We start from the raw sequence: 15,573 nt of genomic DNA, 5'->3' as shown, positions 1-15,573 counted from the left end.
CATATCTGCCTTACTAGTATAAGGCTGATATGGCCTTCTATACGCAGTATTAAGTTGCGATCACTGAATACAGCCTAACATGTTAGGGCTGTGGCTAATACAGCCCTCTAGCCTGCATCTTGATATCAGTATTAGCTGAAATAGGCTCTAGACTAAAGCTGAAATTCATCGCTTTCGGTGCGATACGATAGGGTGCGTGCACAGGTCGCCCCCATGAGGTATCGCCGCCAACGCCCATCTGCTTGTAATCGATATTCCAGGTGACAAAATCTCGGATTGGGATCTCGGCGCCATGGTTAGCAGTCACTGGCACTAGCCCTGAGGCTGACCCCTCGGCATCACCATCTCTAAAGTCGATATCTGCCTGCGCAAATGGCCAAAGACTCGTCTGCAGCATTTCACTGTCCATGGTGGTTTGCGCGAGCAGGCCTGCCCCCTTGTTATTAGTTACGGCTACATAGCGCACATCACTGCGCTGCCCCGTTTCCTGCGGGCGAGAGTAGCGGTGGAAGGTTTGCTCTATCGGCAGGGCATACCAGGCGACAGGATTACCGGTTTTTCTGTCGGCATAGGTTTCTTCGGGGCCGCGGCCAAAGTAGTGCATAAAGCGCATCTCGAAAGGGAGCCTTGCTGAAAAACCGAAGCGGGGAAGATCGGCAAGTTCACCAACACCTGGGCTAAAGTCACTGCTGACTAATAACTTAGCCTGATCGCTTACTTGATAAGTCGTGGTTAGAGTAAAGCCAAGCTGTGGATGCTGGTGGATAACCTTAAGTGCCGCTTGTTTGCCTTCGCTTTGAGTGATCGAGACCAGTTCAAGTTCTTGGCCGGCGTCTTGCCACATGCCAGCCCACTTAGGCATTTGGTTACCTAAGTCATTATCGGTCGGGGCGCGCCAAAAGTTGGCCATTAACGGACTCTTGAGCTGAGACTCTCCCTCGACTTGAATATCGGTTAGCCAACCAGTGTCTTTGTTGATCAGGTATTGAGTGCTCTTTTGCCCTAGAATCCAGTTGTCACGGGTTTCCTTGATGGCATCAATGGTTTTTGCTGTAACTGGCTTAGGCGATTGCAGGCCAAACTGCTCGAAGGCGACTAGGTGATCGCTTGGCAACATTGGCTGGGGAGTATCGACCTTGATCTCTAGTAGTAATTGATATTCATATTGCGGGCTTTGCTGCATCGTATCAATCGCAGACTCAGGCAAGGCAAAATTGATCACTTGGCTGCTATCCGCCTTAACTTTTGGCATGGCGACTAAGCCTTCGGTAAGCGGATGCCCGTCTTGTTGCAGTGTCCAAACGAGGTTTAGGCCTAGGGTGTCGATAAAGTCATAGCGATTGCTTAAGGTAAACGCCACCTCCTGCTTATTTTGCGTTAGCTTGGTGAGCTTGAGTGGTTGATAAACCTTTTTAACTTCCGACAGATGCGGGTGTGGGTTTCTATCGGGATCCACTAAGCCATTATTGAGAAAGTTACCATCGGTAGGCATATCCGGATGATAGTCTTTACCGTAGGCCCAATAGCGCTGACCATTTTCATTGGTAAAGGCAAGTGATTGGTCGACCCAGTCCCAAATAAAGCCGCCTTGCAGCCGAGGGTACTGCTCAATGACATCCCAGTAATCTTGCAGATTACCGACCGAGTTGCCCATGGCATGGGCGTACTCAATCATAATAAGCGGTCGGTCATTATGCTCTTTAGCGTACTTTTCAATGCGCTCAATAGACGGATACATAGGAGCGACGATATCGGTATAGGCGTGTTGGCCTGCAGGCTCATATTGCACTGGGCGGCTAGGGTCGCGCAGCTTAATCCAATCGTAGAGTGCAGAAAATAGTTTACCTTCTCCAGCTTCATTACCCAGAGACCAGATGATGATAGAAGGGTGATTCTTATCGCGTTCGACCATACGTTCGACCCGCGCCTGATGAGCGGGTAACCAGCTCATTTCGTTGCCAAGCTGGGTATTTTTATCGATAGCTAGCGGGTGTGATTCGATATTGGCTTCATCGATAACATATAGGCCGTACTTATCTGTGAGGCTCAACCAGTATGGATCATTCGGATAATGGCTAGAGCGCACCGCATTGATATTGTTCTGCTTCATTAGGCGAATATCGGTTTCCATGCTGGCTCGACTGACCACATGGCCCGTATCGGGATCGGTTTCATGTCTGTCGACACCGCGAATGGTGATCGCCTTATTATTGACGAGCAGTTGACCATCTTTTATCTCGACTCGGCGAAAACCTAAATGTTGACTACTGGCTTGCAGCAATCCACCTTGGTTATCGCTAAGACTGACAATGAGTTGATAAAGATTAGGGGTTTCTGCGCTCCAAAGTTTCGGATAATTGAGAGAAAAATTCAGCTGCTGCGTCTGCTGTTTTGCCAGTTTAGAGATACTTTGAACGCCTCTACTTACCTCTACACCTTGGGGCGATAACAGTCGATAACTGAGGCTCACATCTTTGGCTTTGGCATGGTTCGCTAACGCTAGCTTAAGCGAGACGTCAGCCTTATCTAAGTTTGCCGACATCTGATAAGTGGCGTCTATATCGCTAATGCGCTGTTTTTCAGTGGCATAAAGATAGACGTCACGTTCGATACCACTGACTCTAAGCATATCTTGGCTTTCTAAATAACTGGCATCACTCCAGCGAATAATCTGTAAAGCGAGCAGATTCTGTTGTTGGTTTAGATAAGGGGTAATATCAAACTCTGCGGGGGTCTTAGCACCTTGGCTATAACCGACCTCTTGGCCATTGACGAAAGCGGTAAGTGCCGAGCGTGCGGCGCCAATATGCAGAAATACCTGCTTGTCTTGCCAACTCTGTGGCAGGGTTATCTCACGACGGTAACTGCCTGTCGGGTTGTGATCTTCTGGGGCATCGGGCCAAGTGGTGGTGAAGGGGTAGCGCTCATCTAAGTAGATGGCGTGGCCAAAGCCTTGTGTCTCCCAATTGCCAGGAACTTGAATACTCTGCCAGCCTTCAAGCTTGGCATCCCTTTGTGCAAAATCTTTTGGTGCACTCGATGGATTGCTAGCGTAATGAAATTGCCAGCGACCGTTAAGGTCAAAGAAATTTTTACTGTCTCGATACTCATCTTTAAGCGCTTTCTCTCGGCTGGAATAACCAAAGAAACTGGCATGGGGTGGCTGCTTATTTTGCTCGAAGATTTGATGATTTTGCCATCTTTGGGGGGCATCTTTAGCATAACTTAAGGGGCTGACTAAAAGGGTTAGTACACCCGCGATAAGGCGGCTGTTAGTTACAATTTTGCTCGTTGATTGTCGGGTATTCATCAGGTGTGACTCTTCATTAATTATTATTCTTGATTTTGAAGTTTATTTTCGTTGCCAAACTACAGCTAAGTGTTTGCTGTCAGGGCTAATAGCAATACGAGAGGCATTTAGGTAACGCTCACTCGGCGCCTTGATTGGACTCAGTATTTGCCAGTCTGGCTGCTGTATAGATGCTGAGTTCCAGCCGCGTAAATGGCCATCATCTATATTTAAAAGCCAATTATTCTGACTCCAGGCATAGTCTTCGCTTGCGCTACTAGGCAGTGTTATTAATCGGCTGTGGCTATTGTCTTGTGGCGAGAAACGCTTAATCACTCTGTCGCCATCAAGCTGCTTATGTAGGTAGCTAAAGGCGCGGTCATTGGGAATGGTGTGGATACTGCGGCCAACGTTGTCTACCACAAAGTGGCGCTCATCGGCAGTTTCGCCCTTAGGTTCAAAATAGAGACTATAGGCATACCTTGCCCAAATGAGGGTGCCTAATTGCGCATCGCTAGCAAAGTAACCCGTTGGAATATAACTATTGATGGCACGCTTGCGTGGGCTATTGCTCGTTTGTTGCCAAACACTTTGGTGCGGCACACCTTGCTCGACCACATACTTGAGCTGATAGCTATCAGTGCCATTTTCGAAAGCTTGCGGTGAATATTCGCTCTGCTCGGGAGTAAAGGTCAGTTGGCTAAGACTGCTGTCAGTGAGGCGATACTGATAGATATCGTTTTGTGCGTTTATTCTGTCTGAAGTAAATAGCAGGTTTTGGCTATCGGGGCTAAAGCTAGGTTGGTTGTCGTAGCCATTGCGCTCAGTGACGGCTTGAGCTTCACCTAGGCTCCATTGTTTGCTGGTGTCGTTGTAATCGAGGGGATAGATCCAGATATCGAACCCAGCAGCCTGAATGCTGCTGGGAATAAGAAGTAGGCTTGTTAGAAATGCATAACCCGCCAGAGTAGAGTTTTTATTATTTGGCATTGTATGTTATCGGTCATTATATACTCGTTAACAAATAACATACGCTATAACAGGGATAATGTATACAATTAGGCCTTTTGCTCATTGTCTAATGCGTTCGCCTCATTTTGACGGTTGATCGCATCGGGGTTATCCGGCGCAGCGCCACTTGGAGTCAGTAACTCCTTGACCAGGTGTTCAACAAAACCAGCACCTGCGGCCTCATAGAGGTTATAAACACTGTGCACTCCAGACTCGCTCAGTGACTGAGCATCCTCTTTATACTTGACGATAGCACTTAGTTTTCCTTGGTAATCCAGACGTTTCAGTTGCTCGACGGCAAACTGGTTACCCACGTGATGAGGCATCGTCAGTAGCACCAATTCAAGGTGAGGGGCTTTATCAAGCTTCTCCCAAAAGTCAGTATCGGATGCATCACCTTGTACTACATTTCTGCCTTCGGAAATATGAAAGTCCACCAGTTCTTGCTTATGCTCGACCCCCAGTATTTCACCATCGTAACGCGCCCTGAGCTCATCATAAGCACCAGAACCGATACGTCCCATACCTAAGATAAGAAAGCGAGGGTTACCGACGGGGATAGGTCTATCTTCAGGATGAAGAGGGTGTTTCTCTAAGCGCTTAAGCTTGCCTTGGAACTTTTGATAGATACGGCTAGAGGCGGTATTAAGTGGCGCTGCAAATAGAAAGCTAAAGCTGAGTGCTACCGCTAGGATCACCATCCACTGTGGGGGGAGCCAGCCTTTCGATGTGGCCACTGCAGCAACAATCAAGCCGAACTCGCTGTAGTTACCTAAGTTAAATGAGGTCATCAAGGCCGTACGTGAACGCAGTTTAAAATGCGTCAATAAGTACATAAATAGAATGACCTTTATCGGCACCACGACCACTAAGATTGCCGCTAAGCCTATATCGGAGAAGGTCGGTAAACCGTTGAGACCAACGGTCAAGAAGAAGGCAACTAAGAACAGCTCTTTGAAGTAAAACAGAGATTTTGCTAGCTCCGAAGATTTTGGATGACCCGCCAGTAAAATACCTATGATGAGCGCGCCGAGATCCGGTTTTAGGCCAACAAGCTCAAATAATCCTGCGCCCATGACAAGCGCCATGACTAAGCCAAATAGCACTAATAATTCACCGTGGCCAACACGGTCGAATGCCTTGTAAATGAGAGGCTTTGCCAGCGGCAATAGCAGTAATGCTAACGCCCAGTAAGAGGGAATATCTCCCTTAGAGATGGTGAGAAAAGCGACCGCAAAGATATCTTGCATAATCAAGATACCAATGGCGACGCGGCCATAAAGCGTCTGCATATCACCCTTATCTTCGAGCACCTTTACCGCAAAGATAGTACTGGAAAAACTTAAAGCGAAGGCGAGTAGGGCGAGCTGGTTAAGTTCAAGACCTGTAAGCTGTTCTAGCCCTAACAGGCCAAGCAGTTTTAGTAGCGGGATAAAAAACAGCATGGAGCCCATTAGGTGCAAACTTGAGCCTGCCCATACCTCGGCTTTAAATAGGCTGCGAAGATCTAACTTCAGGCCAATGGCGAATAACAGTAAGGTGACACCTAAGTTAGCCAGCTGCTCCAACATAGGAAGGCTAGATTCTTCAATTCCGAATAGAAACAGCACAAATCCCGCAACAAGATAGCCAATTAGAGGGGGAAGTCCCACACGGCTAACTAACATGCCGCAGGCTAAGGTGATAATGAGTATGGCGGGTTCCATGATGCTCCTTTTTAATATGGAATGATGCACCATTGTATAAGAAATTTATGAAGTTGAGCTGAAAAATGTGAATAATTTTGGCGATTTATGATGAGGGTAGCATTGAGGGGCATATAAAGAAAAACCCCAGCTTATTACAATAAACTGGGGCTTGGATATAAGCTAATGAGTGTTACTAAAGCTTACTTTACTAAGTGGTCTAGATGCTCGGCAAAGGCCTTTGGTCGCATAAAACCGGTAACACGAAGATCATCACGGATAGCGCCATTTTCATCGAACATTAACAACGTAGGTAGGCCGAGAATGTTGTAGTGCTCCAGCAATTCGATATCAATTGCATCATTCTTAGTGACGTCAGCTTGCAGCAGTACCATCTTGTTCATACGCTCTAGAACCTGTGCATCTTTAAAGGTAATAGCTTCAAATTCTTTACAGGCCACACACCAGTCGGCGTAAAGATCTAACATCACCGTCTTGCCTTGAGCACTTGCAGCTGCGATCTCGCTATTCAAGTCTTCTAATGACTTGATACGTTTGAATCCATGACTTTGAGCCTCACTCGAGCTATTAACTACTGCATGGTTACTAAAACCAAGTTTAGCCATTACTGCCTGCATACCGTAGGAGAAACTCGCTAATAATGACAACATGAGCAGTACCGAACGGGTGGTTTGCTTCCAGTTAAACTCGGTGAGTTTGTTTTGATGCATTAGGTAACCAACAAGTGCGATACCCCAGATAGACCAAAGTAGATCTGAGATAAAGCCTGGCCAGATCCGCCCTAGCATCACGATGGACACGGCGATGAGTAAGAAACCGAAGATAGTCTTGATGACATCCATCCAGCTACCAGCTCTTGGTAAGATCTTACCGCCAGAGGTACCAATAATCAGTAGCGGTACGCCCATACCCATGCTCAACACATACAGGGCTAAGAAACCTTGCATTAAGTCGCCAGTTTGCGCCACATAGATTAGCGCGCCTGATAGCGGAGCCGTGGTACAAGGCGAGGCAACGAGGCCTGAGATAATCCCCATCACAAACACGCCAATGACATTGCCGCCCTTCTGATTATTCGACAGCGAGTTCATCTTCTCTTGCCACTTAGAAGGCAGTTTTAGATCGTACAGGCCAAACATTGACAGACTTAATACAAAGAAGAGTATTGCCAATACAATAAGCACGGCAGGGTGCTGCAATGCCGCTTGGTACTTCATACCTGCCGAGGCAACGATAAGCCCTACTAACGAGTAGGTAATGGCCATACCTTGGACGTAAACCATCGACAGACTGAAGGCTTTAGCCGTAGAAAGCTTCTTACCTTGGCCGACGATGATCCCTGACAGGATTGGATACATAGGGAATACGCAAGGAGTTAGCGCTAGACCGACACCTAGACCGAAGAAGATGACTAAAGTCCAGATAAGGCTATCGCCCGCAAGCATAGCGCTTAGGGTATCTTGTTGCGTGATAGGTGCGCTGGTGGCTTCAGCAGGAGTTGCCGTTGCATCGACACTACCTAGCGACTTATCGGTATCGCTTAGCAGACCATCATTGGCAGCGACTTCGGTTAAGTCAGCCGTTTTCTTGGTCGGTGGAAAACACAGCTTGCCCTCGGCACAGCCCATAAAGGTGACATTTAACTTGCCGCCAGCAACCGACTCTTTGATTGCGACGGGCATCTCGACGTAAGTGTAATAAACCTCTTGCTCACCGAAGTATTCATCGGTGTGAGGCTTACCTTGTGGCAGCGCTATTTCACCTAAGACGGCACCGTCGGCTGCTTCGAATTTAAGCTTGTCGCGGTACATGTAGTAACCGTCGGCGATGACCCAGCTAATTCTGACTTGGTCGCCTTGCTGTTTAAAGTCGAACACGAATGCCTGATCGACAGGCATGAGCTCAGGCTCGCCCTTTAAAAAGTCAAACTTATTACTACTGAAAATACCCTCTGCATGTGCCAGTGGCGTCAGCAGTAGTAGTGAGGCTAAAAACAGGTTTATGATTCTTTTCATGGCTGTGTGGTTTCTTTTATCCAATCAAAATAGGCTGGCAATCCTTGGGTCACAGGGAGTGCGATTAGCTCGGGTACATCATAGGGGTGTAACTTTGAAATAAGTCGCTCGATGGCATTGTAATGTTGCGCTAAGCATTTTATGTGTACAACAAACTCTTGTTCTTCACATACTTGCCCCTGCCACTCATATACCGAAGTCACCGCTTGTGATATCTGCACGCAGGCAGCGAGTTTGGCTTTGACCAACTCATGGGCAAGCGATTTAGCCTGATTTTGAGTCGGGCAAGTTGTGATGACTAACAAAAATTCGTTTTGCATGACACTATTTCTATTTTCCAACAGATTAAAATTGTATTAAGCCAACTATTGTATTGTGTCGTTCAGATTACAATGACTTCACTTAAAGCGAACAGTTTTTAAAAATCTAATCGATACTTTACGTCTTTTAACTTAGCCTTGCATTAAGGTGTGGCTAAAATAGTGATGCCAGTAGTTTTTGCTTACAATTAGGCACCTAATTGCTGCATCAGTTAGGATTTATACTCTTATGTAGTAGCACCAAATAGGCAACGACTTGAAAGTAGACCGAGTCGCCCCAATTTAGTTTTCATCACTAGCAAAAAATGTGAGGTCAGTGTGTTTTTTATTTTGTTATTAATATTCGTGGTAGTCCCTGTGATGGAGCTATCTGTGCTGATCCGTGTTGGTGAGGTTTTAGGCAGCTGGACAACTGTTGCGTTGGTAATTTTTACTGCGGTAGTGGGTGTCTCTTTAGTGCGTAGTCAAGGGATAAGTACCTTGATGCAGGTGCAACAAAAACTTGCTCGTGGTGAAGCGCCGGGACAAGAGATTGTCGAAGGCATGATGTTAGCCGTTGCAGGTCTTTTATTGCTGATCCCGGGCTTTGTCACCGATTTTATCGGTCTGGTGTTACTGACGCCATTTACTCGTATTCCTGTCGCAAAATTCTTCTACAAGCGTATGCAGCTAAAAGTGCAAGCAAACGGTGGCTTTCAATCGGGTTTCGGCCCAGGATTTGGTCCTGGTATGGGTCCACAAGGGCACAATCCATTTGATAGCGACAATTCTCCTTTTGACCAAGGCAATACATTCGATGGTGATTTCGAACGTAAGCCTGATCCGAGCGACAAGCGTCCCGAGAGCCATCAAGTCAATGATGCGAGTAATCAGCCAAACGATGACAAACAGCCAAAGGCCTAACTCTGTTTGGGATTTCTAGGGTAGAAGCGATCGGCTTTACAGTTGATATGGTTAAATTTACGGGTGTTCTTATAAGGCAACTTCATAAAACCTGACACCCCTTTGCCCTGAATTTTATCTACATGAGCCAAGATCCTATCAAGGCTTGCCCTAAATGCGGCCTGTTTCCTTGGATTGAGTAGCCGTAAGTAGCTATGGATCTTCATGTGATTAGGCAATACCTCAAAGATGATACAGCCAGTATGGTGAATTTGGTTTATCCAGCCCAGTTCGGTCATGATTTCTTTGGGCAATTCTAAGTTCTCCTCTGGGTCTCGGCCATCTTCAAAGTAGGAGTGCAGGCGAGACTTATCCTCTAGAGATGGCACGTTACCCACTTCAAATGGTAATTGTTGATCGCTGCCTGTAACGAAAGGCTGTGTACTGTCTTCACGTTCAATATGTAAGGTATCTCGGGCGTTAAAGAAACAGGCTTTAAAAACTCCGATGCGGCGGATCCCGCGAGCCAATGTCACCATGTTATTGACTGCGATTGTGATGGCGTGTTTTTGCTCAGGCTTGTAAATCGCTAGATTGGAGTCGATAAACACCCCTGTCTCACGCCAATGAATGGCTAGACCACCGACAATGGCGTATTGGCTAAGACGACCAACTGCGGCGATAAAACCTTTCTCGGTATCTCCCATGCCAGCCATAAAGTTGCGGTAATACTTTTCAAGCTGCAGATCATCCATCTTAGCTATGGGGTCATGGCCATTATGTTCTTTTAAGAATGCCTTACGCGAGCTATAGCTCACCGTCTCAACTTCTTTATCTCTAGGTAGGATCCACACCGGGATCTCTGCAGTTAGCGCTGCCGAATCAATCTCGGGTAGATGCATACGGTGGCTGTGACTCATACTCTTTAAAAAGTAATCGCCAGCTTTTCTACGCTGTAGCGGGTCCTCACTGAGCATGCCATCTAAGGTTCTAGCCAGTTCGATGGGAAGGCCGATACTGGTCGGTGGGATCACCTTGCTACCAAAACGGCTCGCCTGACCAGAGGCTAGGGCATATAAGGTGGCTGCGACCCCTTGCTCATCAAATCTTGGACTAGAGAGCGCCCCATTGAGTTGTTCGTCACCGATGAAGTAGACATCGCCCATTCGAGCGTTGGTATGCTGCTGATCGCTGGACATCAAGTCCATCACATTGCCATTAACCGGATTACCATCATTATCTCGCTGAGCAAATACAGCCGAGCCCCAGTCAATGAGGGAGAGATGTTGCGTCTCGACGTCATAAACTAAGTTAGAAGGTTTGATATCGCCATGAATAAGCGGACGACCATTGTGTAGATACTGCAAGATGGCGGCGAGTTGGCGGGCGATATTCATCACTGTGGCTACAGGTAATGCGCCGACTCGAATGCAGAGTTGCTCGAGATCTTCACCTGGAGCCCTTGCCATGACTAAGATCCCTTGTTTGCCGACATGCTCAAACTTAATCACAGGTGGCACATTTGGGTGAATGACCTGCGATAGCATAAAGGCCTCCTCTTCAAGGCGGTCTTGAATATGCTGAGGCAAGGTTAGGCGAGAGAACTTAAATACGTGAGCCTGCCCTAGCTTATTCACGCCAGCAAATACAAAGCCATAGGCGCCTTTACCGACTAACTCCAATTCTTGATACCCCAACTTGCCTAGCTGCTGCTTACACAGGCGGATCCAGGCTCTATGTTTACGAGCATCGTGAGCACCGAGCAGATAGATAGATTGCTCTTCTGAGATGTAAAAATGTTGAAGTTCAGGTGTTTGCAATGGCGATCCCTCTTGTGTGAACTCCATTAAATCAACAAGCTGTAATAAAGTCCAAGCAGATTCAATTTAAAGCAATAGTCGTTGCTTATAAAAAGCCGGCATTAGTGACACCTAACCAATATTTTCGGGTTAGATATTGATGCACATCAAGCCTATGAGAATAAGAGAGAGGTAATCTTTAGTTAGTAAGACTATAAATGATATAAGCCAGATAAAAAGGCTTACATATCAACACAGAGGTGGCTATGTCAGGATTAGACAAATTACAATTAATTGAACTGCTTGAATACCCTAGGCGTCGAATCCTTCAGTCAATGGAACTGAATTATTGCCCTCATGCTGGGTTCTTTAACCATACCGATATGGAGTGCATTAATTGTCATCAAGGTATGGAATGCACCTGGATGAATCACAATGATGAAACCGTCGCGGTTGAGAAAAAATCGGTCGAAGAGCTGAAGCAGCAACTTCTGGTCGCAGTCGATTTCATCGATTCGAGTTTAACGCCGCACCATCTGTCCCGCCGTCAATGTGAATGTGAAAACTGTGTATGGTTAAAGAAAGTGCAGCAAGTGCTGAAGGTGTAATCAAGTCGGTAGTTTTGACTCGGTATTTAAAGTGAGACGCCGCTGATAAGTTTTGCTTCTGCTTAATTGTGTCTATAGAGTAAGGCCAAAGTGGTATATCAAGTCTTGAGTCCTGCTTATTTCAGTGAGAGCTAACTTCAGTGAGATGTTAGTCGTTCTCGCCTGAGGATATTCAAGTGCTAGGTCATACCTTGGTTTTCTTTGATATGGACCTTGAACAATGCAGCCAAGTTTTTGGCACGACAAATGGGATGCCCAACAGATAGGCTTTCATTTAAGTGCAGTTAATCCCCTCCTTATAAAATACTGGCCACAACTTGAGCTCGCCGCAAATACTCAGGTATTTGTTCCTCTGTGCGGCAAGTCATTAGATATGTGCTTCTTAGCAGAGCAGGGCCATGACGTCTTAGGCTGCGAGTTAAACGAGTTGGCCGTGCAGCAATTTTATCGTGAAAATGCTCTGACTGTTGATGTTAGCACTGTAGCTGAACACCAACGTTTTCACACCGAACAAGTCACCATCTATCAGGGTGATATTTTTACCCTAGATGCTGCAGAGATGCCGAGTACCAAGGCTTTTTACGATCGCGCCGCCTTGATTGCTTGGCCTGAAGAGATGCGTGGAGCCTATGCCCGTCAACTCGCTAAGCTTATTCCGGCAAACAGTGTTGGACTATTAATTACCCTCGACTATCCTCAAGCAGAATTAAATGGACCGCCTTTCGCTGTATCAGACGATTGGGTGCAGGCCAACCTCGCCGTAGACTTTGAGATAGAGCGTTTAGCGAGTGAAGATGTGTTAAGTGAGAACCCTCGTTTCGTGAACAAGCAGGTTTCATGGCTGACGGAGTCAGTTTATAAGTTAGTTAGAAAAGGTTGAAAAGCAGGTTCTAGGAAAGGCTGGTTCTAGGAACTAGGAAAGGCAAAGATGGTAAAAGCCGGAAAAGCTAAGAAAGAGCAAAGATGATGTTTTTTGCTTTATTCTCTTCCTAGCTGGGCGTAGCCCGTCCTCGTAGCGAAGCGTCCTAGGAGCTAGTCCCTTTTTTAAAACGAAGCGTCCTCGAATCTTCTCTTATCATTTTACCAGATCAAAAAAGCGACCCTAAGGTCGCTTTTTTATGGCTTAAAATCGTAAGAGTCTACAGACTCATTCGATTAGAAGTTGTAACGTACACCAACAGTGAATACGTTGTCATCTGCTAGGTCAACTTTAGCTGTACCCACTTTGTGGTCGCCTTCGTACATAGCGTAGTGGCCATATACCATAGTTGATTTAGAGATCTTGTAGTCAGCACCAACAGTGATTGACTGAACGTTTACGTCTGAACCGTCTACATCAGAGATGTTTGAGTAGTACTTACCAAAACCTGCTTCGTCTTTACCGTACTCAGCCTTTAGGTTAACGCCGTTTAGGTTGTAAGCAACGTTTACGAAGTAAGTGTTACCTTCTTGATCAGTTGTTTGGCTTTCAGTGTTCTGGAATAGACCACCGATTTTGAAGTCACCCAATTTAACTTGAGCCACACCACGGTATGCATCGATGCCACCGATAGTGTTGTAGGCAGCAGCTACATAGTAGTTTTGTGCCTTAAGTTTCTTGTCACCGATAGTCGCGCTTAGTGCGTACTGATCTTCATCAATTGGATTACCAGCCTTATCAGTTTGGTTGTCTTCCATTAGGTAAGTCGCGTTTAACGTTACTAGATCAGCGATCTTTGGCGAGTAGTACCAGATACCGTCTGCAGAACGAGTTTGACCACCAACTAGACGATCGATATCGGCGTTAGTGTTACCAAAGATATCTACGCCACCTTCAGCTTGCTTGAATACAGTGTCGTTACGACCAACAAGTACAGTACCAGCTTGAGACTTAAGACCTAGGAAAGTGTTACGCGCTTTAAATACGTCACCTTTGCTTGAAGTGTTTTCTACTTGGAATTCCATCTGGTAGATAACGTCGATGTTGTTAGTTAGGCTTTCGCTGCCCTTAACACCGATGTGAGAGAAGTTATTTTCAAAGTAAGTACCGCTTTCACCAACTTTAGCACCGTTAGTGCCACCTTGAAGTGTTGCACCATTATCTGTGTTAGTCACAGCTAGATCTAAACGACCGTAAAAGCTAGGACCATCGGCTAGCGCGCCGAAAGAAGCTAGGGTTAAAACTGATGCCACTGATGCCGAGATTAGCGTCTTTTTCATTTCATTTGCTCCCAGAACCTAAGTTCCTATTCGTTTCTTATGGTTTATTACATAAACTTTTGTTTTTGTTACAAGCATCCGAGCGCATAACAACTGTGGGGCAAATATTACAGTTTTATGGATTTTTAATTGTGGACTAGATCATGTTTTCAAGGGTTAAACACTGAATTGAGATTTTTTTGTGACGATTAGGCGGTTTTAGTTATCTGTTTGGTAACTTATATGGAACTAACGATTTAAATGTATCTATAAATAGGTATTCACAGGTGTTTTCGCTGAATGCTTTACCGCTTTATTCGTGAACTAGTTACTCAATGTCGACGCAATTATGCTATTGGAATGCTTGTGTGAAAAATGTACAGGAGGCGTTTTGAGGACGTTAAATTAGTCAAAGAGGTGAATATCCACTTTTCTTGTTGAGAGTCTTGTATTTACGGGCATTTGCGGTTGCATAATATAAAAAATCTTATCGAGTAAAGTCGGTAGTAGAGTAAGGAGTTGAGTAAAGAATTGAATAAGGAGTGGAGTTGAAAATGAACACTTGAAGCAGAAATTGCAAAGGCAGCCTAAGCTGCCTTTGAGAATTGACTCATACCTCTGTTGCCCTTTCTTGCTTTTCTTAGCCTGAGGAGTAACAGACGAAAAGTCTAATTAGAAATCGAAGCGCATACCAACAGTGAAGATATCGTCACTTAGGTCATGGCTAAAACCACTAAGCTTCATATCGCCATCGTACTTAGTGTAGTGGCCGTATACTAGAGTGTTCTTGCTTAGGCGGTAATCCGCACCAACGCTGAACTGTTGTAGATCCACATCGCTAACTGTTTCTAGCGTTGCACCATCAGTGCCACCTACGTAACGGCTAACATACTTACCTAAACCTGAGTCATCACTACCGTACATAGCTTTAAGTTTTAGGTTGCCCATTACATAAGCTGCGTTTACGAAGTAGGTGTCGCCTTCTAGGTTTGAGAACTTGCTGTCAACGTGTTCACTGTTCTGGTACAAACCACCTAAGATAACTTGACCAAGCTTAACTTGAGCCACACCGCGGTAAGCTTTTACGTTGTCGATGCCATCGTTGTAGGCAGCAGAAACGTAATAGTTCTGTGCTTTAAGACCTTTATCACCAACAGTTGCACTCAATGCATACATGTTGTCAGTGTAAATGTCTTCACCTTGAGCATTGGTTTGATCGTAGTTGTCGTCCATTAAATAAGTGGCATTTAATGTCACTAGATCGGCAATCTTTGGTGAGTAGTAGCTAAAACCATCGGCGCTACGAGACTGACCAGCCGCTAATAGGTCGATATCAGAGTTAGTGTTACCGAAAATGTCAAAGCCACCTTCAGATGCTTTAAATACAGTGTCGTTACGACCCACTAGGATGGTACCAGCTGTTGCTGACTTAAGCCCTAGGAAAGTGTTACGCGCAGAGAAAGTGTTATTAGAGTTATCGAAGTTGCTTACGCCAAACTCCATTTGATAAACCACTTCAAGATCGCTGTTGATCGCTTCAGTGCCTTTCACACCTAACCAAGAGAAGTTGTTCTCAATGATAGTACCTGATTTTTGGTTTTGGGTTGCGATACCCATATCAGAGTTAGTGATTGCAAGATCGGCACGGCCGTAGAAATTTGGGCCATCAGCAAGTGCTGTAAAAGAAGTGGCGGCTAGTGCTGAAATAATAGTGGCAGACAGAACAGTTTTTTTCATTTTCATATTCCTGTAGCGAATCGCTATT

The 15,573-nt window shown here is 45.7% G+C and carries 11 protein-coding genes; 3 read left to right on the top strand and 8 right to left on the bottom strand.

Annotation, left to right across the window (positions count from 1 at the left end; translation table 11 throughout):
- Positions 1–94: 94 nt before the first annotated feature.
- The 5 genes from Q1A86_RS06765 to cutA all read right to left on the bottom strand — a co-directional run bounded on the left by Q1A86_RS06765 (position 95) and on the right by cutA (position 8,341).
- A complete protein-coding gene (locus Q1A86_RS06765) occupies positions 95–3,310 on the bottom strand; it encodes a glycoside hydrolase family 2 TIM barrel-domain containing protein (RefSeq protein WP_299804514.1) in 3,216 nt (1,071 codons plus the stop codon).
- Positions 3,311–3,352: 42 nt separating this feature from the next.
- On the bottom strand, positions 3,353–4,279 hold the full coding sequence (locus tag Q1A86_RS06760; protein ID WP_299804510.1) for a hypothetical protein: 927 nt from the start codon (positions 4,277–4,279) through the stop codon (positions 3,353–3,355).
- A 68-nt stretch (positions 4,280–4,347) separates the two neighbouring features.
- On the bottom strand, positions 4,348–6,006 hold the full coding sequence (locus Q1A86_RS06755; RefSeq protein WP_299804508.1) for a cation:proton antiporter family protein: 1,659 nt from the start codon (positions 6,004–6,006) through the stop codon (positions 4,348–4,350).
- Positions 6,007–6,188: 182 nt separating this feature from the next.
- Entirely contained in the window at positions 6,189–8,021 is a 1,833-nt protein-coding gene (locus Q1A86_RS06750; RefSeq protein WP_299804505.1) for a protein-disulfide reductase DsbD, read from the bottom strand.
- Entirely contained in the window at positions 8,018–8,341 is a 324-nt protein-coding gene (cutA, locus tag Q1A86_RS06745; protein WP_299804502.1) for a divalent-cation tolerance protein CutA, read from the bottom strand. Before cutA ends, Q1A86_RS06750 begins: the two co-directional genes overlap by 4 nt.
- A gap of 318 nt (positions 8,342–8,659) precedes the next feature.
- Between cutA and Q1A86_RS06740 the strand changes: the two genes are divergently transcribed.
- A complete protein-coding gene (locus tag Q1A86_RS06740; RefSeq protein ID WP_299804500.1) occupies positions 8,660–9,244 on the top strand; it encodes an FxsA family protein in 585 nt (194 codons plus the stop codon).
- Here Q1A86_RS06740 and Q1A86_RS06735 read toward each other — a convergent pair.
- Positions 9,241–11,043, bottom strand: coding sequence for a protein kinase (locus Q1A86_RS06735; protein ID WP_299804665.1), 1,803 nt, complete (start codon positions 11,041–11,043; stop codon positions 9,241–9,243). The two genes, Q1A86_RS06740 and Q1A86_RS06735, sit on opposite strands and share 4 nt — an antisense overlap.
- 245 nt (positions 11,044–11,288) lie before the next feature.
- On the opposite strand from Q1A86_RS06735, the gene Q1A86_RS06730 reads away from it, so the two are divergent.
- Together Q1A86_RS06730 and Q1A86_RS06725 are read left to right on the top strand one after the other, a co-directional pair.
- A complete protein-coding gene (locus Q1A86_RS06730; RefSeq protein ID WP_220758999.1) occupies positions 11,289–11,630 on the top strand; it encodes a hypothetical protein in 342 nt (113 codons plus the stop codon).
- A 220-nt stretch (positions 11,631–11,850) separates the two neighbouring features.
- Positions 11,851–12,510: a thiopurine S-methyltransferase gene (locus Q1A86_RS06725; RefSeq protein ID WP_299804494.1), complete on the top strand. Its 660-nt coding sequence runs from the start codon at positions 11,851–11,853 to the stop codon at positions 12,508–12,510.
- 275 nt (positions 12,511–12,785) lie between these two features.
- Here Q1A86_RS06725 and Q1A86_RS06720 read toward each other — a convergent pair whose 3' ends face one another.
- Both Q1A86_RS06720 and Q1A86_RS06715 read right to left on the bottom strand, forming a co-directional pair.
- Positions 12,786–13,829 carry a porin gene (locus tag Q1A86_RS06720; protein ID WP_299804491.1) on the bottom strand — a complete coding sequence of 348 codons (1,044 nt, stop codon included), beginning with the start codon at positions 13,827–13,829 and terminating at the stop codon, positions 12,786–12,788.
- Positions 13,830–14,480: 651 nt separating this feature from the next.
- The gene (locus Q1A86_RS06715; protein ID WP_299804488.1) at positions 14,481–15,545 is read right to left on the bottom strand and encodes a porin; all 1,065 of its coding nucleotides are present in this window, start codon (positions 15,543–15,545) and stop codon (positions 14,481–14,483) included.
- Positions 15,546–15,573: the final 28 nt, after the last annotated feature.

The organism is uncultured Shewanella sp., assembly GCF_947497935.1.
In the GTDB taxonomy this organism is placed as follows: Bacteria; Pseudomonadota; Gammaproteobacteria; order Enterobacterales; family Shewanellaceae; genus Shewanella.
This window is presented reverse-complemented; position numbering and strand designations above follow the sequence as displayed.